At 66.8% G+C, this 23,280-nt stretch carries 29 protein-coding genes; 16 read left to right on the forward strand and 13 right to left on the reverse strand.

Annotated elements, in window-relative coordinates; translation table 11 throughout:
* The 3 genes from JHC99_RS05895 to JHC99_RS05905 all read left to right on the forward strand — a co-directional run.
* On the forward strand, positions 1-800 hold an 800-nt coding region (locus JHC99_RS05895), incomplete at its 5' end, for a cysteine synthase A (protein WP_292152531.1).
* Positions 801-921: 121 nt separating this feature from the next.
* Complete coding sequence (locus tag JHC99_RS05900; RefSeq protein ID WP_292152532.1) at positions 922-1,341, forward strand: Hsp20 family protein; 420 nt, start codon at positions 922-924, stop codon at positions 1,339-1,341.
* Between the two features lie 75 nt (positions 1,342-1,416).
* Positions 1,417-1,674 (forward strand): DUF1150 domain-containing protein, encoded by a 258-nt coding sequence (locus JHC99_RS05905; RefSeq protein ID WP_292152533.1) that lies wholly within the window; start codon positions 1,417-1,419, stop codon positions 1,672-1,674.
* Positions 1,675-1,710: 36 nt separating this feature from the next.
* Here the strand turns inward: JHC99_RS05905 and JHC99_RS05910 are convergent, their stop codons facing one another.
* From JHC99_RS05910 to fliQ, 6 genes are all read right to left on the reverse strand, one after another.
* Complete coding sequence (locus JHC99_RS05910; protein ID WP_292152534.1) at positions 1,711-2,175, reverse strand: PTS sugar transporter subunit IIA; 465 nt, start codon at positions 2,173-2,175, stop codon at positions 1,711-1,713.
* Between the two features lie 88 nt (positions 2,176-2,263).
* Entirely contained in the window at positions 2,264-2,935 is a 672-nt protein-coding gene (raiA, locus tag JHC99_RS05915; protein WP_292152535.1) for a ribosome-associated translation inhibitor RaiA, read from the reverse strand.
* A gap of 71 nt (positions 2,936-3,006) precedes the next feature.
* Positions 3,007-4,533 carry an RNA polymerase factor sigma-54 gene (rpoN, locus tag JHC99_RS05920; protein WP_292152563.1) on the reverse strand — a complete coding sequence of 509 codons (1,527 nt, stop codon included), beginning with the start codon at positions 4,531-4,533 and terminating at the stop codon, positions 3,007-3,009.
* Between the two features lie 101 nt (positions 4,534-4,634).
* Positions 4,635-5,708, reverse strand: a complete 1,074-nt coding sequence (gene flhB, locus JHC99_RS05925; RefSeq protein ID WP_292152536.1) for a flagellar biosynthesis protein FlhB — start codon at positions 5,706-5,708, stop codon at positions 4,635-4,637.
* Positions 5,701-6,480 carry a flagellar biosynthetic protein FliR gene (gene fliR, locus JHC99_RS05930; protein ID WP_292152537.1) on the reverse strand — a complete coding sequence of 260 codons (780 nt, stop codon included), beginning with the start codon at positions 6,478-6,480 and terminating at the stop codon, positions 5,701-5,703. The genes flhB and fliR overlap by 8 nt, the downstream gene beginning before the upstream one ends.
* 9 nt (positions 6,481-6,489) lie before the next feature.
* A complete protein-coding gene (fliQ, locus tag JHC99_RS05935) occupies positions 6,490-6,753 on the reverse strand; it encodes a flagellar biosynthesis protein FliQ (RefSeq protein WP_271146659.1) in 264 nt (87 codons plus the stop codon).
* 238 nt (positions 6,754-6,991) lie between these two features.
* Between fliQ and folE the strand changes: the two genes are divergently transcribed.
* From folE to JHC99_RS05950, 3 genes are all read left to right on the forward strand, one after another.
* A complete protein-coding gene (gene folE, locus JHC99_RS05940; protein ID WP_292152538.1) occupies positions 6,992-7,582 on the forward strand; it encodes a GTP cyclohydrolase I FolE in 591 nt (196 codons plus the stop codon).
* Positions 7,579-8,385 carry a 2OG-Fe(II) oxygenase gene (locus tag JHC99_RS05945; protein WP_292152539.1) on the forward strand — a complete coding sequence of 269 codons (807 nt, stop codon included), beginning with the start codon at positions 7,579-7,581 and terminating at the stop codon, positions 8,383-8,385. Before folE ends, JHC99_RS05945 begins: the two co-directional genes overlap by 4 nt.
* A gap of 72 nt (positions 8,386-8,457) precedes the next feature.
* A complete protein-coding gene (locus JHC99_RS05950) occupies positions 8,458-9,606 on the forward strand; it encodes an acyltransferase (protein ID WP_292152540.1) in 1,149 nt (382 codons plus the stop codon).
* Between the two features lie 4 nt (positions 9,607-9,610).
* On the opposite strand, the gene JHC99_RS05955 is transcribed toward JHC99_RS05950, so the two are convergent.
* Positions 9,611-9,985, reverse strand: a complete 375-nt coding sequence (locus JHC99_RS05955; RefSeq protein WP_292152541.1) for a hypothetical protein — start codon at positions 9,983-9,985, stop codon at positions 9,611-9,613.
* A 145-nt stretch (positions 9,986-10,130) separates the two neighbouring features.
* Between JHC99_RS05955 and JHC99_RS05960 the strand changes: the two genes are divergently transcribed.
* Positions 10,131-12,938: a hypothetical protein gene (locus JHC99_RS05960; protein ID WP_292152542.1), complete on the forward strand. Its 2,808-nt coding sequence runs from the start codon at positions 10,131-10,133 to the stop codon at positions 12,936-12,938.
* Positions 12,939-13,292: a hypothetical protein gene (locus JHC99_RS05965; protein WP_292152543.1), complete on the forward strand. Its 354-nt coding sequence runs from the start codon at positions 12,939-12,941 to the stop codon at positions 13,290-13,292.
* Positions 13,293-13,375: 83 nt separating this feature from the next.
* On the opposite strand, the gene JHC99_RS05970 is transcribed toward JHC99_RS05965, so the two are convergent.
* The 3 genes from JHC99_RS05970 to JHC99_RS05980 all read right to left on the reverse strand — a co-directional run bounded on the left by JHC99_RS05970 (position 13,376) and on the right by JHC99_RS05980 (position 14,877).
* Complete coding sequence (locus JHC99_RS05970; protein ID WP_292152544.1) at positions 13,376-13,654, reverse strand: HU family DNA-binding protein; 279 nt, start codon at positions 13,652-13,654, stop codon at positions 13,376-13,378.
* Positions 13,655-13,765: 111 nt separating this feature from the next.
* Positions 13,766-14,605, reverse strand: coding sequence for a flagellar type III secretion system pore protein FliP (fliP, locus tag JHC99_RS05975; RefSeq protein ID WP_292152545.1), 840 nt, complete (start codon positions 14,603-14,605; stop codon positions 13,766-13,768).
* A complete protein-coding gene (locus JHC99_RS05980) occupies positions 14,602-14,877 on the reverse strand; it encodes a flagellar biosynthetic protein FliO (RefSeq protein WP_292152546.1) in 276 nt (91 codons plus the stop codon). Before JHC99_RS05980 ends, fliP begins: the two co-directional genes overlap by 4 nt.
* A gap of 144 nt (positions 14,878-15,021) precedes the next feature.
* Here JHC99_RS05980 and flgB point away from each other — a divergent pair, with 144 nt between their 5' ends.
* The 5 genes from flgB (at position 15,022) to JHC99_RS06005 (ending at position 17,130) form a co-directional block, all read left to right on the forward strand.
* On the forward strand, positions 15,022-15,429 hold the full coding sequence (flgB, locus tag JHC99_RS05985) for a flagellar basal body rod protein FlgB (protein ID WP_271146651.1): 408 nt from the start codon (positions 15,022-15,024) through the stop codon (positions 15,427-15,429).
* Between the two features lie 43 nt (positions 15,430-15,472).
* On the forward strand, positions 15,473-15,901 hold the full coding sequence (flgC, locus tag JHC99_RS05990; protein ID WP_271146650.1) for a flagellar basal body rod protein FlgC: 429 nt from the start codon (positions 15,473-15,475) through the stop codon (positions 15,899-15,901).
* Between the two features lie 10 nt (positions 15,902-15,911).
* Positions 15,912-16,211, forward strand: coding sequence for a flagellar hook-basal body complex protein FliE (gene fliE, locus JHC99_RS05995; protein WP_271146649.1), 300 nt, complete (start codon positions 15,912-15,914; stop codon positions 16,209-16,211).
* 54 nt (positions 16,212-16,265) lie between these two features.
* Positions 16,266-16,649, forward strand: a complete 384-nt coding sequence (locus tag JHC99_RS06000) for a VOC family protein (protein ID WP_292152547.1) — start codon at positions 16,266-16,268, stop codon at positions 16,647-16,649.
* 73 nt (positions 16,650-16,722) lie between these two features.
* A complete protein-coding gene (locus tag JHC99_RS06005) occupies positions 16,723-17,130 on the forward strand; it encodes a DUF983 domain-containing protein (protein WP_292152548.1) in 408 nt (135 codons plus the stop codon).
* Positions 17,131-17,140: 10 nt separating this feature from the next.
* Here the strand turns inward: JHC99_RS06005 and JHC99_RS06010 are convergent, their stop codons facing one another.
* Complete coding sequence (locus JHC99_RS06010) at positions 17,141-17,929, reverse strand: aminotransferase class IV (protein WP_292152549.1); 789 nt, start codon at positions 17,927-17,929, stop codon at positions 17,141-17,143.
* 174 nt (positions 17,930-18,103) lie between these two features.
* Entirely contained in the window at positions 18,104-20,887 is a 2,784-nt protein-coding gene (gene gyrA, locus JHC99_RS06015; protein WP_292152550.1) for a DNA gyrase subunit A, read from the reverse strand.
* Between the two features lie 120 nt (positions 20,888-21,007).
* On the opposite strand from gyrA, the gene JHC99_RS06020 reads away from it, so the two are divergent.
* A complete protein-coding gene (locus tag JHC99_RS06020) occupies positions 21,008-21,583 on the forward strand; it encodes a superoxide dismutase family protein (RefSeq protein WP_292152551.1) in 576 nt (191 codons plus the stop codon).
* Positions 21,584-21,593: 10 nt separating this feature from the next.
* Here JHC99_RS06020 and JHC99_RS06025 read toward each other — a convergent pair whose 3' ends face one another.
* Positions 21,594-22,499, reverse strand: coding sequence for a DMT family transporter (locus JHC99_RS06025; protein WP_292152552.1), 906 nt, complete (start codon positions 22,497-22,499; stop codon positions 21,594-21,596).
* Positions 22,500-22,597: 98 nt separating this feature from the next.
* Between JHC99_RS06025 and JHC99_RS06030 the strand changes: the two genes are divergently transcribed.
* The gene (locus tag JHC99_RS06030; RefSeq protein ID WP_292152553.1) at positions 22,598-22,882 is read left to right on the forward strand and encodes a hypothetical protein; all 285 of its coding nucleotides are present in this window, start codon (positions 22,598-22,600) and stop codon (positions 22,880-22,882) included.
* Positions 22,873-23,262, forward strand: coding sequence for a PIN domain-containing protein (locus JHC99_RS06035; RefSeq protein WP_292152554.1), 390 nt, complete (start codon positions 22,873-22,875; stop codon positions 23,260-23,262). The genes JHC99_RS06030 and JHC99_RS06035 overlap by 10 nt, the downstream gene beginning before the upstream one ends.
* The last annotated feature ends 18 nt before the right edge of the window (positions 23,263-23,280 follow it).

The following is a 23,280-nucleotide window of genomic DNA, read 5'->3' on the forward strand; positions in this document are numbered from 1 at the left end:
GCATCGGCCTGGCCCTGGTCGGCGCGGCGCTCGGCCATCCCGTCGTCATCGTGATTCCGCGCACCCAGTCCGAGGAAAAGAAGCAGGCGATCCGCTCGCTGGGCGCCCGGCTGGTCGAGGTCGACGCCGCGCCGTTTTCGAGCCCCAACCATTTCGTCCACTATTCGGGGCGGCTGGCCGGCGAACTGAACGCGTCGGAGCCCAATGGCGCGATCTGGTCCAACCAGTTCGACAACCTGGCCAATCGCGAGGCCCATTACGCCACGACAGGCCCGGAGATCTGGGCCCAGACGGACGGCAAGGTGGACGCCTTCGTCAGCGCGATTGGTTCGGGCGGCACCATCGTGGGCGTGTCACAGTATCTGAGAGAACAGAACCCCGACATCCGGATCGCTATCGCCGACCCGGCGGGTGCCGCCATGTTCAACTGGTTCACGCAGGGCCAGATGACGTCGGAAGGCTCCTCGATCACCGAGGGCATCGGGGTGGCGCGGATTACGGGCAATCTGGAAGGCTTCAAGCCCGACCACGCCTATCGGATCGAGGACGCCGAGTTCCTGCCCATCCTGTTCGACCTGGTGCAGCAGGAGGGGTTGTCGCTGGGCGGATCGGCGGGGGTGAATCTGGCCGGGGCGGTGCGGCTGGCCCGCGACCTGGGACCGGGCAAGACCATCGTGACCTGTCTGTGCGACCCCGGCTCGCGCTATGCGTCCAAGCTGTTCAACGCAGAGTTCCTGCTCAGCAAGGGGTTGCCCACGCCGCCGTGGACGCAAGCCGTGGCGGCGGTAGCGGCCGCCTGACGGCCCGAAGTCCACGAGGCGGTTGCACGTTCGTCCGCCTTCCCCATATTCAGGCCCGACGCCGATCTCGCCGCTTCAGGGGGATGGGCGTCGCAGTCGCTTGATCTGAGGACTCGCAAACGTGACCACACGAACCATCCTGTTCGACAGCCCCTTTCTGCTCGGTTTCGACCAGACACGGGCCCTGATCGACCGCGCCGCCAAGGCCGCGAACGAGTCCTATCCACCCTACAACGTCGAACAGCGCGGCGAGAGCGAGGTCAGGATCACCCTGGCCGTCGCCGGATTCACGCCCGATGACCTGGCCGTGACCCTCGAAGGTCGCCAGCTGACCATCGCCGGCAAGCGAGAGCCGGTCGGCGAGGCGGAGCAGGCGTTTCTGCATCGTGGCATCGCGGCGCGGGGTTTCGTCCGCAGCTTCGTGCTGGCCGACGGGCTGGAGGTCGAGAACGCGGCGCTGGAGCACGGCCTGCTGCACGTAGACATGAAGCGGCCTGACCATATCGCGGCCGTGCGCCGCATCCCCATTCGCTCGGCCTGATCGCGACCGATCATCGGCCTTGATGCGAACCGTCCGGGGAACCGGGCGTTACCCAATCCAGAAGGAGGCGTCTCGATGCTGTCGACGCGTATGACCAAGGAAGATTTCGCCGGCCTGGGTGCCCCGGACCTCGTCTATGTACGCGAGATCACGGCTGCCGATGTGCTGAGCGACACACCGCTGAAGGATCTGGGCGGGTTCGACATCGATCCGGACCAGACCCTTTACGCCGTGCATGGCGCTGACGGCGAGCGGCTGGCGGTCATGATGGACCGGGAAACCGCATTCGCCGCCGCCGTGGCTCACGAACTGGCCCCGGTCTCCGTTCACTGATTTAGGCAGGGGCTGAGCGTTCGCCTCGGCCCGGGCTCAGGCCGCGGTCGCCGCCTCATTGCGGACGAACAGGGCGTGGACCGCATCAACGGTGCGGGCGTGACGCAGCTTCTCGCGCAGTTCCGGCGAACGCAGGGCGCGGGATACGGCCGCCAGTGCCCTAAGATGTTCGGCACCGTCTCGTGGCGGGGCGAACAGGGCGAACAGTAGGTCTACGGGCCGGTCATCGACCGAACCGAAGGCGACCGGAGCGTCCAGACGCACGAACACCGCGCAGATGCGGCCGAGGCCTTCGATGCGGGCGTGAGGAATGGCGACCCCCGAGCCGAGACCGGTCGAGCCCAGGGCCTCGCGTTCCAGCAGGGCGTCCAGAACGCGATCGGCGTCGAGGTTCAACGACTGCGCCGCCGCCTCGGCGACGACATGCAGTGCCTGGCGCTTTGACGAAGCGCCGCTGCGCAGGACGATACCGTCCGGCGCGAGCAGGTCATCGATGTCCATGCTATCCCCGACTCAAATCCACTGACAGCTCGCGCTCGGCGGGCGGGCGCCGTTTAGACGCTCCGCCCGCCTTCGCATAGCCCTACGCCTAAACGCTTGCGGAAGCGTGTCCGTTGGTCCTGGCGGCACCGTTGGAGGTGATGGTCCGTTCAGGGTCGATCCAGCCGACGTTTCCGTCAGGCCGGCGATAGACCACCGACAGACCGCCGTGCGCCGCATTGCGAAACAGAACGACCGGATAGCCAGTCATGTCGAGTTCTGCGACAGCACGACCGACGGTGATGGTGCGGATCTCGCTCTGGGTTTCGGCGATCACCATGCCGACGGGCGGCGGGCCGTCCTCGGTTCCCGCATCGCCGAAGATATCGTCCTCGACCTCGTCGGGGTTGCGGAACACCATCGAGTGGGCGACCTCGGCCGCAGCCATTTCGGTCTTTTCAGGGGAGAGGCCCTTGGGCCCGGCGTGGTGATCCTTGAGCCGTCGCTTGTAGCGACGCACCCGCTTCTCGAGCTTGTCGAGACTTTCCGTGAAGGCGGAATGGGCGTCACCGCCCATGCCCGTCGTCACGAGGGTCTGCCCCGACGCCAGGCGGACCCAACAGTCCACCTTGAAGCCGAAACCGTCCTTGGACACCACGACCTCGGCGTTTTCACCGCCGCGTTCGAAGTATTTTCCGACGCCCTCTTCGAGTTCCTGGGAGATGCGCGAGCCTAACGCTTCGCCGACATCCACATGCTTGCCGCTCACTTGCACTTGCATGGGAGTAGAACGCGACTCCTCGCGGAAGGTGTCAATCCATATCACGGATTTGTGGCAAAGCTGATCGCCGATCAGGCGAACTTCAGCATCCGGCGGCGCTGGACCGAGGACGGAATCCTCAAGGCTTCCCGGTACTTGGCGACCGTTCGACGAGCGATGTCGATCCCGGCCTCATTGAGCAATTCGACGATGCGATCGTCCGACAGAACGTCGCCGTCGCGGCCTTCGTGATCGATCATCGCCTTGATCCGGTGCCGCACGGCCTCGGCCGAGTGAGCCGCGCCGTCGCCGGTGGCGTTGATCGAGGCGGTGAAGAAGAACTTCAGCTCGAACACGCCGCGCGGGGTCGAAACGTATTTGTTGGAGGTCACGCGACTGACCGTCGATTCGTGCATCCCGATGGCATCTGCGACGGTCTTCAGGTTCAGGGGGCGCAGGAACTCGACGCCGAACGCAAGGAAGGCATCCTGCTGGCGCACGATCTCGGCCCCGACCTTCAGGATGGTGCGGGCCCGCTGATCCAGCGACTTGACCAGCCAGGAGGCCTGGGCCGCGCAGTCGGCGACGAAGGTCTTTTCGGTCTCGGTGCGGGCACCGGCCGATATGGTCGCATGATAGCGCTTGTCGACCAGCAGGCGCGGCAGGGTGTCGGAGTTGAGCTCGACCTTCCAGCCACCGGCCGGGTCGGGCCGGACGTGGACGTCGGGGATCACCGTCTGGGCCGTCTCATGGCCGAAGCCCGCACCGGGACGCGGCGTCAGGCCTTTGAGCTCGGCGATCATTTCCGACAGGTCTTCGGCGTCGACGCCGCAGGCCTGGCGCAGCGCTGTCAGGTCACGCCGGGCCAGCAGTTCGAGGTTGTCGAGCAGGGCGGCCATGGCCGGATCGAACCGGTTGCGCTCGATCAGTTGCAGCCTCAGGCATTCCGGCACCGAGCGAGCCATGACGCCGGTCGGCTCGAAGCCCTGACAGACGGCCAGGACCGCCTCGACGCGGTCCAGGCCACAGCCCAGCCGGTCGGCGATCTCGGCCAGTTCTCCGCGCAGATAGCCGCCGTCATCGACACCGTCGATCAGGCTGAGTGCGATGGCGTGATCGACGGGTGAGAAGCCCGCGGACGACGCCTGGGCCTGGAGATGTTCGGACAGGGTGGGAACCTGGGCGTCGGGACGTTCGCCGCCGTCGCCGTCGTTGAACGACCCGCCCTTGCCTGCCGCCGACCAGTCGGACAGGCCGGGCTGGGAGGCCGCCTCATCGGACAGCCGGTCCGAGGTCCGTTCGCCCGGCGTGGCGTCGCCATAGACGTCGTCCTCGCGCGCATCGACGGTCGAGGACCGGTCCGAGGCCTCGCCGTCGGTGAAGCTGAGTTCGTCGGAGCGGGTGATTTCGACCGGGGTGTCGCGGGGCTCTTCCAGCCGGCTCTCGGCGGGCGTGCCGTCGGTCTCGTCGCGTTGCAGGAGGGGGTTCTTTTCGAGCTCGGCCTCGACGTATTCGTCCAGTTCCTGGTTCGAGAGCTGCAGCAGCTTGATCGCCTGCTGGAGCTGCGGCGTGATGACGAGGCCCTGCCCCTGCCTGATCTCCAGCCTCTGCCCAACCACGATCGTTGCGTCTTTCGATAAGGGGGCCGAGGTGGCCCGGAACTTGCTGTCGCCCACGATGACGGCAAGCGGTTAACGGCGCTCTAAGCGGGGGACGGCCCCTACCGCCGCTTCCGCTTCTGCATGACAAAGCCGATGACCTTGGCGGCGGCTTCGAAATGCTCGCGCGGGATGGTCTCGTCGATGTCCACGGCGGCGTAGAGGGCGCGGGCCAGGGGGACGTTCTCGACGATCGGGACCTTGTGCTCGCGGGCGACCTCGCGGATGCGCAGGGCGACGGCGTCGACGCCCTTGGCCACGCAGACGGGGGCGGCGTCGCCGTCCTCGTAGCGCAGGGCCACCGAATAGTGGGTCGGGTTGGTGACGATGACCGTGGCGGTGGGCACGTTCTGCATCATCCGCTGGCGGCTTTTCTGCATGCGGATCTGCTTGAGCTTGGCCTTGACGTGCGGGTCGCCCTCCGAGTTCTTGTACTCTTCCTTGACCTCTTCCTTGGACATCCGCATCCGCTTGGCGAAGCGGATCTTCTGCCAGATGAAGTCCCCGCCCGCCGTCAGCCCGAGGAAGACCAGGGCCGACATCATCAGGGCGATCATCATGTCGCGCGCCAGGGGCAGGATGGTCGCCGGGCTCATGGCTGCCATCATCTCGAACTCGCGCATATGAGGCTTGAGCACCATCCAGCAGATCACCCCGACGGCGATCAGCTTGAGCAGGGTCTGGCCGAACTGCATCAGGCCGTCGGGGCCGTAGATGCGCTTGAACCCGGCCATGGGGCTGACCTTCTCCCATTTCGGCTTCATCTTTTCGCCGCTGAAGATCAGACCGCCGCTCTGGGCCACATTGCCGCCGACGCCCCCGATGATGGTGGCCAGCATCACGGCCCCCAGGAAGGGCACGACGATCCACAGGGCGTGCATGCCGATCTCGAGGCCGCCGCCCGCATCCAGCCCGCCGATCATGGCGTGGGGCGAGGCGATGAAGGGCAGGAAGCCCTCGGCCATGGTGGTGGCGAAATAGGACCCGCCGAACACGATGACGGCGCAGGCCCCCATCAGGCTCAGGGCCTGGGCGACGTCGGGCGACTTGGCGACGTCGCCCTTCTTTCGCGCCTCCTCGAGTTTCTGAGGTGACGCGTCTTCTGTCTTGGACTCGGGATCGGCGCCTTCAGCCACCGACGCCTCCCGCGCCCGCGGCAAACACGCGGGCGACCGCGCGGTACCGATCGATGAACACCGTGCCCATCACCCCCAGCGACAGGGCGAAGATCGACAGGCCCAAGATGACGCTGAGCGGGGCGGCGGCGAAGAAGACCTGAAACGCCGGCATGACCCGCGCCACCAGCCCCGAGGCCAGGTTGAAGATCAGGGCGAAGACGATCACAGGTGCCGCCAGTTGAACGCCCAGGGCGAAGCTGTCGCCCACGGTGCGGACCGCCATCTGGGCGAAGTCGCCCATGATCAGGGGCTTCATCGGGGCAATGGTCTGGTATGAGCCGACCAGTCCGGCGATGAACAGGTGATGGGTGTTGGTGGCGAAGACCAGCACGGTTCCGAACAGCATCAGGAAGGACGCGATCGTGGTGCCGGGCTGGGCCTGGAGCGGGTTGGCGGTCTGGGCGAAGCTGAGGGTGGTCTGGAGCGACACGATCTCGCCCGCCGTCGACAGGGCCGAGGTGAACATTCGCAGCAGCATGCCGATCATCAGGCCGGTGACGACCTCACGGATGATCCAGCCGACCATGGTGCCCAGGCTCTGCGGCAGGGGCGGCAGACCACCGGCGACGATGGGCCACAACGCCAGGGTCACGACCAGGGCCAGCGACAGGCGGATGCGCGGCGGCACATAGCTTTCGCCGATGCCCGGCAGGGTCAGCAGGATCGCGCCGATGCGCGCGAAGATCAGCCCGCCGGCCCAGACCTGATCGGCGGTGGCATAGGGCTCCATGCGACGTCGCTACATCCCGGCGATGCGGGCGGCGATCGTCCTCATGAACCCGCCCAGCAGGGCCCCCATCAGCGGCAGGAACAGCAGCAGGGACACAAAGATGGCGATGATCTTGGGGGCATAGATCAGGGTCTGTTCCTGGATCTGGGTCAGGGCCTGAAACAGACCGATGCCGACACCGACCACCAGACCCACCAGCAGGATGGGGGCGCACAGCTGCACCGTCAGCCAGATGGCGTCGCGACCGACATCCAGAACTTCCGCGCCGTTCATCTGAAAACTCACTCCGGGACTGACTTGCGCTGCCTAACGGCCTTTCGGCCTGCTTGAGGCACCGGGCAGAAAATGCCGGGAGCGTGGTTAACGGAGGGTTAGGAGACGCGTCATTCTCCCCGTCATCACCATCGATTGCGCGCGCCGTTCCGATCGCCGCCGCGATCTGCGCTATGCGGACGAGGGTGCGAAGGTCGCACCCCCTCCCCTTTGCCGATTTCACCGCTATATCGACGCCATGACCGATCCCGTTTCGTTTCCCCCTGTATCTTCCGCCGAAGCTGAAGCCGCCGTGCGCACCCTGATCCGCTGGGCTGGGGACAATCCGGACCGAGAGGGATTGCTGGACACCCCCGGCCGGGTGACCCGCAGCTACAAGGAGTTGTTCGCGGGCTATGAGGTCGACCCCCGCGCCTATCTGGAGCGGACCTTCGAAGAGGTCGGCGGGTATGACCAGATGGTGGTCCTGAAGGACATCCGGTTCGTCAGCTTCTGCGAGCATCACATGTTGCCGGTCGTCGGTGTGGCCCATGTCGCCTATCTGCCCACCGATCGGGTGGTCGGCATCTCCAAACTGGCGCGGGTGGTGCGCGGCTATGCGCGACGCCTGCAGATCCAGGAGAAGATGACGGCCGAGATCGCCAAGGCCATCGATGAGGTGCTGCGTCCTGCCGGCGTGGGCGTCGTGATCCAGGCCGAGCATTCCTGCATGACCCTGCGCGGCGTCGATGTGCCGGGGGCCACCCTGACGACATCGACCCTGCTGGGCGCCTTCCGCGACGATCACCGCACGCGCGAGGAGTTCCTGAGCCTGACCCGCCGGGGATGAGCGAGGCGGAGGCGCTCCATCGGGCGGCGCTGCTCAGCGGCATCGGCCTGGGCACGCCCTACGATCCGGCGCTGGCGATGGCGCGGCTGCGTCAGGCGTCCGAGATGGGGCATGGGTTGGCCGCCGGCGCTCTGGCCGTGATCGAGGCCGAGCCGGGCGGGCTGGAGGGATGGTTCAAGCCGCCCGCGCCGCGCGTGCTTTCGCAGCGACCGCACATCCTGGAGGCAGAGGCGTTCGTGTCGCCGGCCGTCTGCGACTGGCTGGTCGAGCGGGCGCGGGCTCGGATGGCACCGGCCGAGATCTATGATCCGGCGACGGGGGCGGGGCGGCCCGATCCGGTGCGGACCAACACGGCCTTTGCCTTCGACCTGGATGCAACGGACATGGTGCTGGTCCTGGTGCGCGAGAGGATCGCGCGGTTGGCGGGACTGCCGGTGACGGGGCTCGAGCCCAGCCAGGTGCTGAGATACACCCCCGGCCAGAAGTTCGACTGGCACGTCGACTTTCTTGATCCTGCGGTGCCCGGCCATCGCGAGGACCTGGCGCGGTCGGGGCAGAGGATCGCGACCTGTCTGGTGCGGCTCAACGACGACTACGAGGGTGGCGAGACCGCGTTTGCGACCGACGATCGGCGGTTCGGAGGGCCGAGGGGCTCGGCCATCCTGTGGGCCAATGTGACGCCTGACGGGAGGGCCGATCCCCTAACCCGCCACGCGGGGCTGGCCCCGACGTCGGGCGAGAAGTGGGTCCTGTCGCAATGGATGCGACCCCGCGCGCCCTTGCGTGAAAACGCGCGTCCGTAGCGGGATTTTTACGCCTGTCAGGCGACAAATGGTCCGTTGCTTGCGCCGAGGGGCTCAAAGGAGCCTGATCCCATGGCCTGGACCGCGATTTCGACCCGAAACGAGACACCCGCGATCTCTCGCGGCGGCTGGCTCGACGCCCTGCGTTTCATTGTGGCCTCGCTGATCATCCTGCACCATTTCCAGGCGGCGGGGCCCGTGCCGCTGGCCGAGGTGATCAATCCGATCTTCGAGCGGGGCGGGTTCCTGCTGACCAACTTCTTCCTGATCGACTCGGGATACGTCCTGATGCGGGTCTATGGCCCGTCGGTCGGGGCGGGAAAGATGTCGGCGGGGGACTTCTTCGCCAAGCGGTTCCTGCGGGTCTATCCGGCGCATCTTCTGATGGGGCTGGTGCTGGTCGTGCTGGTGGTCGCCTCCACCGCTGCCGGGATCGGGCCGCGCAATCCGGAGTGGTTCCGCTGGGACCAACTGCCGGCGCAGATGACCCTGACCCAGGCGTTCGGCGTGTACGGCGGGCTGGGCTGGAACGCGCCGTCGTGGTCGATCTCGGCCCTGGTCGGCTGCTATCTGGCGTTTCCCTGGTTGCTCAAGGTCATGCGCCGGATGGGGCCGTGGGCGGTGCTGGCGGGCGTCGTCGCGCTGTACCTGCTGGCCAATCAGGCGACGCACGCCCTGTTCGGATACCCGGTCTATCAGATGCCGATGATGTACGGTTTCTGGCGGGCACTGCCGCTGTTCATCTTGGGGATGGGGCTTGCGGTCTTCACCGAGAAGGTCTGGATCGCGCCCAAGCTGGCGGCCGTCGTGGGGATCGTCTCGGCCGTGGCCTTCTTCGCCCTGGAACTGCACGACAAGCATGCGCTCATCGCCCTGACCCTGATCTCGCTGATCATCCTGGCGGCGGGGGCCGTGCCGGTGACGCGGCCGTCGAAACTGGTCGAGAAGCTGTCGGTGATGTCGTTCTCGATGTTCATCACCAATGAGGTGACTCGCATCGCCTTCTTCGGCGTCGCCAACGTCATGATCGCGAAGCTGGCCCTGCCCGTCGCGGCGCAGTGGGGGCTGTGGGTGCTGGGGGTCGTCATGGCCTTCGTGGTCGCCTTCGGTTTCCACATCCTGGTCGATCAGCCGATCCAGAACCGGATCAAGACCTGGCTGAAATCCCGGCGGCGGCGACCCTCCCCGGTGGTCGGGCCGGTTGTGTCGCTGGAAGGCTGAGCCCTCAGGGCGCGGTGCGTGTCGCGTTCCAGACGAAGACGAAGTTGCGATGTTCGGCCCAGGTCTGGCCCTCGATGTGGTCGCCGACCAGGCAGGCAGCGGTGTGATAGGGGCCTACGCCGTCGCTCGTGCGGAACGAGACGCATAGCCGTCCGTGCTGGGCCTTCCAGCGACCGGCCTCGATGTCGCTCTGATAGAAGTCGCCGGTGACCGTGCCGTCCGGGGCCAGGGTCAGGTTCATCGGCTGCGTATAGGGCTGGGCCGGATCGACGCTGAGATCGACGCTCCAGCGGCCGTCCATCTGGGCCGGTGCCGGGGCCGCTGTCGGAACGGGCGCCGTTTGCGATGCGAGGGCCAGAAACAGGGCGGCGAGGATCACGGGCTAACTCCGGTTTATGGCCAGACTGACCGGGCCAAACGCGCTGGGCAATCCATGATCCATTAACCGCGTTGAAAGGCCGCGCACGGCACAACCGGCACCAATGGCCCGCCCCCGTTCGAGATCGTCGATCGCGAGGACGTCCGTGGCGCTGGGCGCCATGGGCGCGGTCGTGCTCGGCCCCATGGCGGCGGCCGTCGCACCGGCCTTCGCCCAGGAAGCGGCCGCTCCTACCGATCCCCTGACCATCCGCGTCGGGGCCAACCGCGACTTCACCCGCGTCGAGTTCGCCGGCGTCATCGGCCAGAGGTCGCGCGTCCGGCGCGAAGGCCAGGCCGTCATCGTCCGGATCGGGGCCACCGCCGCCGACGTCAGCCGCCTGAGGAACGATCCACCCCCCGGCGTCACCAAGGTCGAGACCCGCGCCGTCCAGGGCGGATCGGAACTGGTCCTGACCCTGGCCCCCGGGGCCGACGCCCGCACCGGCACCGATGACGGCGCGGTCTGGCTGAACCTCTATGCCGATGCGGCAAGGGCGGCCCAGGGTCCGGCGCCGACGGTGGAGCCCGGCTCGCTGGTGCGGGTCGCGGCCGAGGCGCATGACGACCAGGTCACGCTGAGCTTCCCGTGGACCGCCCCGGTCGGCGCCGCCGTGTTCCGGCGAGGCGATGCCGTCTGGGTGGTGTTCGACACCGCCGCCCGTCTGGAGATGCCCAAGCAAGCGGCGATGGGCCCGGCCGGGGCCGCCCGCTGGGCCACCGGTCCCGACTATACGGTGGTGCGCATCCCGGCACGCAACGACCTGCAAGTCTCTGCGGTGGGTCAGGGCGCGACCTGGACCGTGACCATCGGCGGAGCGCCGACCTCAGCCGCCACGGCCGTCGAGGTCACCCGCGACGATGAGGCCGCGACCGCCCTGGTGGCGCGGATGGCCGGGGCGACCAAGGCGATCTGGCTGACCGATCCCATGGTCGGAGACCGGTTCGCGGCCGTCACCGCCCTGGCCCCCGGCAAGGGCAATGGAGCGCTGCGCCGGACCATCGACGCCACACTGTTGCCGACCGCCCAGGGTCTGGCGGTCGAGACGTCGACCGACGACCTGACCATCAAGACCGAAGGCGACCTGGTCACCGTGACCCGTCCGCGCGGCCTGACGATGTCGCCGCCATCCCAGGCCTTCGACGAGGCACCGGAGGCGCAAGACAAGCTGAAGAAGGCTGCGTTCCCCGCCATGATCCTGGCCGGGTGGGCCGATCCGGGGCACGACGGGTTCGCCGCCCGCTATCGCGCGCTCCAGGATGCGGCGTCGCTGGAGACAATCCAGTCGACCGACGACCCCCGCACGCCGATCGAGGCGCGGATGCAGTTCACCCGGTTCCTGATCGGATCGGGGCTGGGGTTCGAGGCCATCGGGGTTCTGAACGCCGCGATCGCCAAGACGCCCAGCCTGCAAGGCGAGCCGGAGATCCGGGGCCTGCGCGGCGCGGCGCGGGCCTCGATCGGACGGTTCGAGGAGGCAGAGGCGGACTTCTCGGCCGGGGCCCTGGCCGGGGATCCGTCGACCAAGGTCTGGCAGGGGTATCTGGACGCCCAGCGGGGCGACTGGGCCTCGGCACGCCAGAATTTCGCGGCGGGTGCCGCCGTGATCGACGACTTTCCCAATGCCTGGAAGGCCCGGTTCGGCGCGGCCCATGCCCAGGCGGCCCTGGAGCTCGGCGACCTGAACGCGGCCCGCACCCTGCTGGCCTACAGCTTCAGCCAGAACGCACCGGCGGCCGACCAGCTGACCGCGCGGCTGGTGCAGTCGCGGCTGTTCGAGCTGACCGGCGAGAGCGACCGGGCCCTGGCGGTCTACAAGGCCGTGGCGCGCGCGCCGCTGGACGGGATCGCCACGCCCGCCAAGCTGGGCGTCATCAAGCTGTCCCTCGCCAAGGGGCTGATGACGCCGGTTCAGGCGGCGGCCGAGCTTGAACAGTTGAAGTGGCGCTGGCGCGGCGATGCGACCGAACTGGCCGTGATCCGGACGCTGGGCGGGCTGTACCTGTCGCAGGGACGGTATCGTGAGGCGCTGGAGACGCTGAGGGGGGCCGGCAAGCAGCTGGGTAACCTGCCTGGCGCGGCCGAGCTCCAGACAGATCTGGGCAATGCTTTCCGGGCCCTGTTCCTGGATGGGGCGGCGGACGGGTTGCAGCCGGTGCAAGCGGTGGCCCTGTTCTATGATTTCCGCGACCTGACGCCCGTGGGGGCCGACGGAGACGAGATGGTGCGCCGCCTGACGCGTCGGCTGGTCGACGTCGACCTGTTGCCGCAGGCCGCCGAACTTCTGAAACACCAGGTCGACGAGCGGCTGGAGGGCGTCGCCAAGGCCCAGGTCGCGTCGGACCTGGCGACCCTGTATCTGATGGACCGTCAGCCGGAGAAGGCGTTGCAGGCCATCTGGGGCTCGCGCACCACCCTGTTGCCGACGGCGCTGAACACCGAGCGTCGTGCGATCGAGGCGCGGGCCCTGATGGACCTGGGCCGGTACGACCACGCGCTGGAGACCCTGGGGACCGACACCAACGGCCCGGCCCAGGACGTGCGCGCCGAGATCCTGTGGAAACAGCAGAACTGGGCCGGGGCGGCCAAGATCTATGAGGCGCGGCTGGCGGGGCGGGCGGCGGATACGGCGACGCCGCTGTCGGCGGCCGAGGAAAGCCGCGTGATCCGGGCCGGCATCGGCTATTCGCTGGGCCGGGACGGGGCGTCGCTTGGGCGGCTGTCGCGGGCCTTCCAGCCGTTCGTGGAGCGGGCCCGGTCCAGGGCGGCGATGCAGATCGCCCTGGATACGCTGAACGGGATGGACGGGGTGGCCAGCGCCACGACCTTTGCCGGGCTGACCGCCTCGGCCGACACCTTCGCGGGCTGGGTGGCTTCGGCGAAGGAAGAGTTCAGAAAGCAGACGGGCGGCTGATTGCTGGAGATGGATGTCGAAGCTGCGCAACGGAAGATTTGTCGCGATTACGGCGTTGTTCCGTTTCTAAGCCCGGCCTTCGTGAAAGCTGGAGTTTCAGTGGGAGTGTTGGCAGGCGAGATACCACTCAACGGACTTCGCCACCTGCCTGAAATCGGAACAAGCGGATGGTTCGTCTGCTCTGGAACGGACTTTTCGGAAAGGCCCGACTACTTCAAGCCTTGGCACGTCAGGCATCTGATTGAGACGAACAGTCCCGTTCTACCCTTCCTGGGCTTGCCCCCGGGCTGGAGGTTTCTGATCGCGCCCGGCCAGGAGGATGTTTGGTTCGATCCCAGTTTGCTTGAGGCCTGATCAGACCCAGCCAGAAAGCAGACGGGCGGAAACGGCTGACCGTTCCCGCCCGCGTTCCTCGTCGCGATGCGACGCGGAGGGTCTTACTTGTTGACCGCGTCCTTGAGGGGCTTGGACACGCGGAAGCGCACGGCCTTGGAGGCGGCGATCTTGATCGTGGCGCCCGTGGCGGGGTTACGGCCTTCGCGCTCGGCGCGGGCGGCGGTGTCGAACACGCCGAGGTTCGAGATGCGGACGTCGCCACCGTCGATCAGCGAGGCATGGATGTTCTTGACGATGGCTTCCAGCACGCGGCCGGCGTCGGCCTGCGAAACGCCGGCGTCCTTGGCGACGGAGGCGATCAGTTCAGCTTGAGTGGTCATATGGTCGTTTCCAAAAAAACCGCCCTGTCCCGGGCGATGACCGAGGGATCAAACCCCTTTTCAGCGGCTTGGCAAGCGCCATTCCCCCGTAAAGCCTGTGAGAGCGGGGACTTAACCCCCGCCCGAGGCCTTCTGGAAGCTCTCGACCAGGCTTCCGGCGACCAGTCGCCAGCCGTCCACCAGCACGAAGAAGATCAGCTTGAACGGCAGGGAAATCACCACCGGCGGCAGCATCATCATACCCATCGACATGAGCACGCTGGAGACCACCAGATCGATCACAAGGAACGGAACAAAAAGGAGAAATCCGATTTCGAACGCCGTTTTCAGCTCCGAGATCATGAAGGCCGGAGTGACCACCCGCAGCGGCAGATCGACGGCCGGGGTGTCGGCGGGAACCTGGCTGAGACGGGTGAACAACGCGAGGTCGTCACGCCCCACCTGGGCCAGCATGAAGTTCTTCACAGGTTCCGACGCCAGATCGAAAGCCTGGGGCAATTCCATCTGCTGATCCATCAGGGGACGGATGCCCGAATCATAGGCGTCCTGCCACGTGGGGGCCATGACGATGGCGCTGAGGAACAGGGCCAGGGACACCAGAACCGCGTTCGGCGGCGACTGCTGCATGCCCAGCGCCGTCCGCAGCAGGCTGAGCACCACGATGATCCGCACGAAACTGGTGGTCATGATGACGATCGACGGGGCCAGCGACAGGACGGTCATCAACCCGACCAGCTGCACCACCCGCTCGGTCAGACCCGCCCCCGTGCCGAGGTCGACGTTGATGGCGGCACCCGACTGGGCGGCCTGGGCCACGTCCTGGGCCAGGGCGGCGAGCGGCCAGGCCAGGCAGACCAGGGTAGTCAGGAGGGAGAGGAGCGCGGCCTTCTTCAGCTCATCGCGGCTGGGCAAGCAAAAGACCCCTCTCCCACGAGGGGAGAGGGCGCTCATTTGGACTCTCCCGGCCCACGCGGCTCGATCAGCTCACGGCCTTCACCCAGCAGGATCAGCCGTTCCTCGTCGTCGATCCTGACCAGCACCAGCCGCCGCGCGGGATCGAGAACCAGGGTCTCCATCACCTTCATCCGCCGCTCGCCACGCTCGGCCGAGAGACGGGCCATCAGTTGGGGCGCGTAGCGGCGGGCGGCCCAGGCGGCCAGGCCGATCAGGCCCAGCACGAAGGCCAGGCCGAAGATGGCGCGGGCGAGGTCGAGGAGGTTCATGCGAAACGGGCCCGGCGGCCATGAACTGAAGCAGTGGCCGATCGGGCGAAGCCTTTAACCATCGTGGTTAACGGGGCGTTGAAATAACCCGGTGTTAACCATGCAGGCGGCATTTTCTGCCTATACGCCGAAGGACTGTCGCCCATGGGCTACGCCGACCTGCCCCTGCTGAGCCAGATCAAGGGCCGCCTGACCTGGCTGGACGAGCGCCAGCGCGTGGTCGCGCAGAACGTCGCCAACTCCGACACCCCCGGCTATGTCGCCCGCGACCTGAAGGCCCCGACCGATTTTGCCGCAGCGATGCGGCAGGGCGGCGGATTGCAGATGACGCGGACCAGCGCGGCCCATATCGCCCCGGCCAACGGCGCGGTGGCCCGATTCACGTCGGAAAAGACGCCGGATTCGGAGACGACGCTGGACGGCAATTCGGTCGTGGTCGAGGAGCAGATGCTCAAGATGGCCGAGAGCCGGATGGCTTATGACGCCGCCATCGGCCTGTACACCAAGTCTATGCAGATGCTGCGCATGGCCGCCAAAAAGCCGGGCGCATGAGCACCCTTTGGCAAGAAGCCGGGTGCCTGAGGATGACTGACGCATGAGCGATCCCGTCAACGGTGCCCCGCCGCGCAACAGCGCCATGGCCGTCGCGGCCTCGGCCCTGCGCGCCCAGCAGTCGCGGATGCGGGTCATCGCCGAGAACATCGCCAACGCCGAATCCACGTCTCCGACCGCCGGCGGAACCCCCTATCGCCGCCAGATTCCCGTCTTCCAGGCGCGCGAGATGGACGGGGCCACCGGCGTGGCCCTCGCCGAGGTGCGGCCGGACCAGAGCGACTTTCGCATGGATTACGATCCCGCCCATCCGGCGGCGAACGCCGACGGCTATGTGATGCGGCCCAATGTCGACACCTTGATCGAGGCCATGGACATGCGCGAGGCGCAGCGGGCCTATGAGGCCAATCTGAACGTCATCGAGACGGCACGGTCGATGGAAAGCCGCACCCTCGATATCCTGAAGCGATAGGAGTTAGCCGATGAACCCGATGGCGGCGATGAAGGCCTATCAGGCGGTCCAGGGCGGGGGGATGCCCACGGGCGGGCCGGCCCCGACCGGCGCGCCGGGCTTCGGCGAACTGTTGCAGAACGTCATGGGCGACATGACCCAGCAGACCCGCGCGGCGGAAACGCAGATGACGGGGGCGATCTCGGGCCAGAACAACATGATCGACGTGGTCACCGCAGTGTCCAGCGCCGAGGCCAGCCTGGAAACCGTCATCGCGGTGCGGGACCAGGTCATCTCCGCCTACCAGGAAATCATGCGGATGCCGATCTAAGCGGAACGGGATCGCCGCTCCGGACGCTGGTTTCCCATCGAAAAGGAGACCGCCATGCTCAGAGACCGGAACTCATCCGCCATCGTCGCCGTGCGCGACATAGATCGGGCTCGTGCCTTCTATGAGGACACCCTTGGCCTGAAGCGGCTCGATGGGACCGGCGAAGATATGCTGGCCTTCGCGACGGGCGAAACGGTGCTGACCGTCTATGTCTCGGAGTTCGCGGGCACGAACAGGGCAAATGCCGTGACCTGGGACATGAAGGGCGACATGGTCGAGACCGTCGAGGCTCTGACGGCAAAGGGAGTCGCATTTGAACACTATCCCGACCTGCCCGGCCTGACCCTGAACGGTAACATCCACGAGGCGGGGGATATCAAGCTCGTGTGGTTCAAGGATCCCGACGGCAACATCCTGCATCTGATCGAGGGGATGTAGCCCACGCTGCGACACCGCGGGCCCTTGTGCGTCGGTCCGTTGAGGCCGACATCGCAGAGCGTCAGGAACGCCCATGTCAGAACACGCCTATCCGCCGCTCAACACCCTTTCGACGGGCATCCGCTGTCGTTGTCCGCGCTGCGGCAAGGGGCCTTTGCTCAAGGGGTATCTGACCATTCGCGACGAATGCCCGGTCTGTCATCTGGACTTCAGCTTCGCCGATCCGGCCGACGGACCCGCCTTCTTCGTCATGTCAGGGGTGGGGGTCATCGGGATGATGGCCTTCATGGCGTTCGAGTTCACAGTGCACCCGCCGATCTGGGTCCACATGGTCGTGACCCTGCCGCTGCTGGCGCTGATGTGCCTGTCGGTGCTGCGGCCGTTCAAGGGCTGGCTGGTGTCCGAACAGTATGTCCACAAGGCCGCCCCGCCGGAGTGGCAGAGCATCGGGAAACACGGCGAAGGCTCGAAGTGGCGCTGAAGGTGCGGGCCTAGATCGGCTCGGGCGGGCTCAAAGCCCAGGCGGCGGCGAGGCGTTCGATCACCTCGGACGAGGTCTGGAATGCATGGCCGTCGATGGCCGTAATCGGGCAGGCCGGCGTGGCGCTGTTGCACAGGAAGGCGCCGTCGAAGGTTGGGATATCGCTGGTGCGGATCGGTCGGGTCACTGACGTCATCCCCACACCGGCCAGACCGCGATCGATCAGGATCTGGGTCACGCCCGCCAGCATCGGCGCCTGGGGCCAGACGACCGTGTCGCCGGACAGGAAGCCGATGTTCCACGAACTGCCTTCGGAGATCAGCCCGTCGGTGTCGGCGAACAGGGCGTCGTCATGGCCGGCCTCGCGCGCCAGGCGCCGCGCCCGGATCAGGCCGAAGATAGCCGTGTGCTTGATGTGGGCTTCCTCGCGCGCATAGGTCTGGACCTGAAGCCGGACGCTGGTGGCGAGCGGCGGAGGCGGTGGCGACAGGGCGGTCATGACCTTGGGGCGGACCCGGGCCGAGGGCGTGCGGGACCAGATGTCGGGCGAGAACAGGCTGACGCGCAGCCAGGCGTCGCGACGATCCGCCAGCGCCGCGCGGATGCAATCGCGCAAGGCCCCCTCCCCCACCGGTTCGCCGAACAGGGCGACGGCGTAGGCGTCGAGGCGACCGAGGTGGTGGCCTAGCCCCCGCACGCCGCCGTCCTCGACCCGAAACGAGGTGTAGGCCCCGTAGTTGACCAGGGCGAGATAGGTCAGGTCGGCCTCGGTGGGGGGAAGGCCGTCGATCAAGATCATGACCCCTCTCCCATCGGGAGAGGGCTTGAGGCTCGGAGAGCGCAGCGATCCGCCAGCCGAAAGGGTGAGGGGCGACAGTGCGAACCGGTGAGGGCGGTACCCCTCACCCTTTCGCGCAAGTCCGATCGCCTGACGGCTCTCGGGCGCTCAAGCCCTCTCCCTCTGGGAGAGGGATCAGTCTTCGCCACCCTCGCTGCTTTCAACATCATCCCCGCCCGGCGTTTCCGCCAGGCGTTCGACCGAGACGACGCGTTCGCCGTCGGCGGTCTTGAAGATGGTGACGCCCTGGCTGGAGCGGCCGACGACGCGGACCTGGGAGACCCGCGTGCGGATCATCTGGCCGGTCGAGGTGACCATCAGCAAGTCGTCGGTTTCTTCCACCGGGAAGGCGGCGGCGAGGCGATTGCCGGCGCGACCACCCAGGCCGTGGGCGGTCAGGCCCTGGCCGCCGCGACCCGTGCGACGGTACTCATAGGCCGAGGACCGCTTGCCGAAGCCGGTGTCGGTGACGGTCAGGATCATCTGTTCCGCCGCGCCCAGGGCCGCGATGCGTTCAACGGACAGGACGGCGTCGCCGCCCTCCCCTTCATCGCCGTCATCGGCCTCGACCACAGGCGTCTCGTCTTCGCCTTCGCTGGTCGCCCCGTCGCTGGCCTTGCGCATGGCATTGGCGTGTTTGACGTAGGCGCTGCGTTCCTCAGGCGTCGCGTCGACCCGGCCCAGGATGGCCATGGAGATGACCTCGTCGCCGGATTGCAGGCGCACGCCGCGCACCCCGGTCGAATCCCGGCCCTTGAAGACCCGGACGTCGTCGGCCTTGAAGCGGATGGCGCGGCCAAGCGCGGTGGTCAGCAGGACGTCGTCCTCGCCCGTGCAGATGGCGACGCCGACCATGTGATCGCCGTCCTCCAGCTTCATGGCGATTTTGCCGGCGCGATTGACGCTGGCGAAGTCGCTGAGCTTGTTGCGACGCACGTCGCCCGACTTGGTGGCGAACATGATGTCGTAGTCGTGCCAGGTCGTCTCGTCCTCCGGCAGCGGCAGCACGTTCATGATCGAGTCGCCCGGCTCGATCGGCAGCAGGTTGACGAAGGCCTTGCCCCGCGAGGTCGGCGCACCGAGCGGCAGGCGCCAGACCTTGAGCTTGTAGGCCTTGCCGTTGGTGGCGAAGAACAGCACCGGCGTGTGGGTCGAGGCGGAGAAGACGCCGACGACGGCGTCCTCGTCCTTCATCGTCATGCCCGACTTGCCCTTGCCGCCGCGATGTTGGGTCCGGTAGGCGTTCAGGGCCACGCGTTTGACGTATCCGCCATGGGTCACGGTGACGACCATGTCCTCGCGCGGGATCAGGTCCTCATCCTCCATCTCGGCGTCGCCTTCGCCGATGACGGTGCGGCGCGGGACCGCAAACTCGGACTTCACCAGCAACAGGTCGTCGCGGATGATCTTGATGATGTTGGCGCGATCCGACAGGATGGTCAGGTGGCCCTGGATGGTGTCGGCCAGAGCTCTCGCCTCGGCGAAGATGTCGTCGCGGCCCAGGCCGGTCAGGCGGCTGAGCGTCAGGCCCAGGATGGCGCGGGCCTGTTCGTCGGTCAGGTTCAGCTTGTCGCCGTCGATCAGCATGGAGCGCGGGTCGGCGATCAGCTCGACCAGGGCGATCATGTCGGCGACGGGCCAGGGCTTGGCCTGCAGCCGCTCGCGCGCCTCGGCCGGGTCGGCGGAGGAGCGGATGATGTGGATCACCTCGTCGATATTGGCCACGGCGACGGCCAGACCGACCAGGACGTGGCCCCGGTCGCGGGCCTTGGCCAGTTCGAACTTGACGCGGCGGACGACGACTTCCTCGCGGAACTCCAGGAAGGCTTCCAGAAGCTGGCGCAGTCCCATCTGTTCGGGACGGCCGTGGTTCAGGGCCAGCATATTGACGCCGAACGACGACTGCATGGCCGAGAAGCGCCACAGCTGATTCAGGACCACGTCGCCCGACGCATCGCGCTTCAGCTCGATCACCAGCCGCATGCCCTGGCGGTCGGATTCGTCGCGGACGTCGGAGATGCCCTCGATCCGTTTTTCGCGGACCATTTCGGCGATCCGCTCCTGAAGGGTCAGCTTGTTGACCTGATAGGGCAGTTCGGTGACGACGATGGCCTCGCGATCCTTGCGGATCGTCTCGATGGTGGCGACCCCGCGCACCACGACCGAGCCGCGACCGTCGCGCAGCGCATTGCGGGGCGCGGTACGGCCCATGATCTCGCCGCCCGTCGGGAAATCGGGACCGGGCACGATGTCGAGCAGGGCGTCGTCACTGATGTCGGGATCATCCAGCAGGGCCACGGCCGCGTCGATGATCTCGCCCAGGTTATGCGGCGGGATATTGGTCGCCATGCCGACGGCGATGCCGCCCGCGCCGTTGACCAGCAGGTTCGGGATCCGCGCCGGCAGGACAACGGGCTCCAGCTCCTTTTCATCGTAGTTGGGCTGGAAATCGACGGTGTCCTTGTCGATGTCGGCCAACAGGGCGCTGGCGGCCGGGGCCATCCGGGCCTCGGTGTATCGCATCGAGGCCGGCATATCGCCGTCGACCGAGCCGAAATTGCCCTGGCCGTCGACCAGCATCAGACCCATCGAGAAGGGCTGGGCCATGCGCACCAGGGCCATATAGACCGAGGCGTCGCCGTGCGGGTGGAACCGGCCCAGCACGTCACCGACCACACGGGCGCATTTCGAATACGACCGCTCGGGCGTCATGTTCAGGTCGTGCATCGAATACAGGATGCGGCGGTGAACCGGCTTAAGGCCGTCACGCGCGTCCGGCAGCGCACGGCTGACGATCACGCTCATGGCGTAGTCGAGGTAGGAGCGTTTCAGCTCGTCCTCGATCGTGATGGTCGAAATGTCGGAACCGCCGCCTGACCCTGCGGGGGCTGCGGCGTTTTCGTAGCTGTCGTCGGTCAAGGATTTGAGGCTTTAAGTGGCCGGAATCGGAACGTGATCCGCTGTCGCGTTTTCTAGCATCCGAGGCGTCCGGTGGCAAAGTTTTCGCGCCCTTCGGCCTCGTCCGTGAAAGGAACATCCATGCGCATCCCCGCTCTCGCCCTGTCCCTCGCCGCCGGCGCTTTGATGGCCGGGGGTTGCGCCGTGGCCCAGACCGCCGCGCCCGCTCCCGCTGCGACGACCGCACCCGCGCCACAGCCTGTCGCGACGGCCGCGCTGAAGACGGCGGACGGCGGGGATGCCGGCTCCGTCACCGCCTACAAGGGCCCTCTGGGGGTGCTGCTCGTGGTCGAGGGCAAAGGCTGGCCACAGGGGTGGCATGGCGTCCACCTGCACGCGGTCGGCACCTGTGAGGGGCCGGGCTTCACCTCGGCGGGGGCGCACGTGAACCATCCTGAGACGGCGCGTCCGCACGGTCTGTTGAACAGTAGCGGTGGGCCCGACCTGGGGGACCTGCAGAACATTCACGCGGCGGCGGACGGTTCGGCCCATGCCGAGGTCTATGTGTCGGGGGCCGGGCTGATCGGGCCGGGACATGACCTGCTGGACGCAGACGGGGTGTCCTTCCTGGTCCATGCAAACCGCGACGATCACGTCAGCCAACCAATCGGCGGGGCCGGGGCCCGTATTGCCTGCGGTGTGTTCCGTCCCTCGTAAGCCGTTCTGATCAGGCGCGGGCAGCACCGGCCCTGAGACCCCGCTCGGCAAGGGCGACGAGGGCCACCCCGGCCATGGTCAGGGTCGCGCCGACCAGAATCTGAACGGTCAGCACGTCGCCGAGCAAGCCCCAGCCGATGGCGATCGACACGACCGGTGTGGCCAGCAGATAGGGCGTCACACGCCCGGCCTCGCGCCGCTGGACCAGCCAGAAGGTCAGGCTGGTTGCGACGACCGACGACGCGATCCCGGCCCACAGGATGCAGACCCAGACCAAGGGCGTGGCGGACAGGATCTGGGCGACCTGGTCACGTTCGAACACCGCCGAGGCTGCGGCCAGTCCCGGAAGGGCGACGAGGGCAAGCAGGCCCTGCATCTTCAAAGGCGGGATCGAGGTTGTGCGTCTGGCGATCACCGTCGTCATGGCCCAGCAGCCGCTGGCGGCGATGCCCACCAGGATGGCCTTCCAGTCCTGAAACGCGTGGGGGTCCAGCGTCATCCAAACGACGCCCAGGAAGGCGACGGCCATGCCACCGAGCGCCAGTTTCGACAGCCGTTCGCCCAGCAGCAGGAAGGCGAACAGGGCCGTGAAGGGGATCCACATCTGGGCCGCCACCGACACCGGGCTGACGTCCTGGGCCAGCCAGAAGGCGAGATAGATCAGGCCGTAATGGATGGGGCCGCCCAGTACGACGATGATGGCCAAACTCTTCCAGTCCGGAAACGGCGGCCGGACGAACCAGGCCAGGCAGGCCGCCGCCAGGGCAAACCTGAGCGCTGCGACCAGCAAGGGCGACATGGTTTCGGTCGCGACCTTGGCCGCTGCATTGTTGACGCCCCAGATCACCAGCACCGCCACGATGGCAGAGATTTCGAGCGAGGTCAGGGGGCTGTGGGGCTTGTCGGGAACGGTCACGGGAGCCTCATGCCACACGGCTGTGGCGAAGGCGCGTCAAGATGGGTGACGGGGTGTTTCGCTTTGACATGTACACCTTTGAGGAACAGGATGTACGCATGATCGAAGTCACGGCGACAGACCTTCGCAAAGACCTTTTCAACATTCTTGATCGGCTCAAGGCCGGTGAGGAGGTCCGGGTGCGCCGGAGAGGCGAGCTGTTGCAGGTGACTGCCAAGGTGGCACCGCCGGCAGTTTCTGCAGACGAGCGAGCCCGGCGTTTCGATGAGTGGATGGCCAAGGGGCCAAGACCAGATTGGGAAGATTGGGACTTCGATCCGAACGACAACAGTCACATCGAGTATGATCCAGAAAAGAAATTCAAGGATCTGGATTGGCCATAGTCCATCTCGACACGCACGTCGTTGCTCGACTTTACGCCGGTCTCGACAACAAGATCGCCCGCGCAGCTAGAACCCTTATGGCCAGAGCAGACCAACTGGTGGTTTCGCAGTTTGTCGTCCTCGAATTGGACGACATGATCGATCTGCGTCGCATAAGGAATGTTTCGGTCGATCGCTTGATCGACCAGCTATCGAGCCAGTTTCCGATGGCCACATCATCAGCGCCATTGGCAGACGTCATTGCCAACGCTCGAAGGATCGGGTGGACAAAAGACCCCATGGACCGATTGATCGTGGCCAACGCCATGGCCGACGGCGCGAGGTTGATCACTGCGGACGAGAAAATCCGCGCCCACTTCAAGGACGCCGTCTGGGACTGACGGCGTCCTTGTCTTTGA

Origin of the sequence: Brevundimonas sp. (genome assembly GCF_016463485.1) — a bacterium.
GTDB lineage: Bacteria > Pseudomonadota > Alphaproteobacteria > Caulobacterales > Caulobacteraceae > Brevundimonas.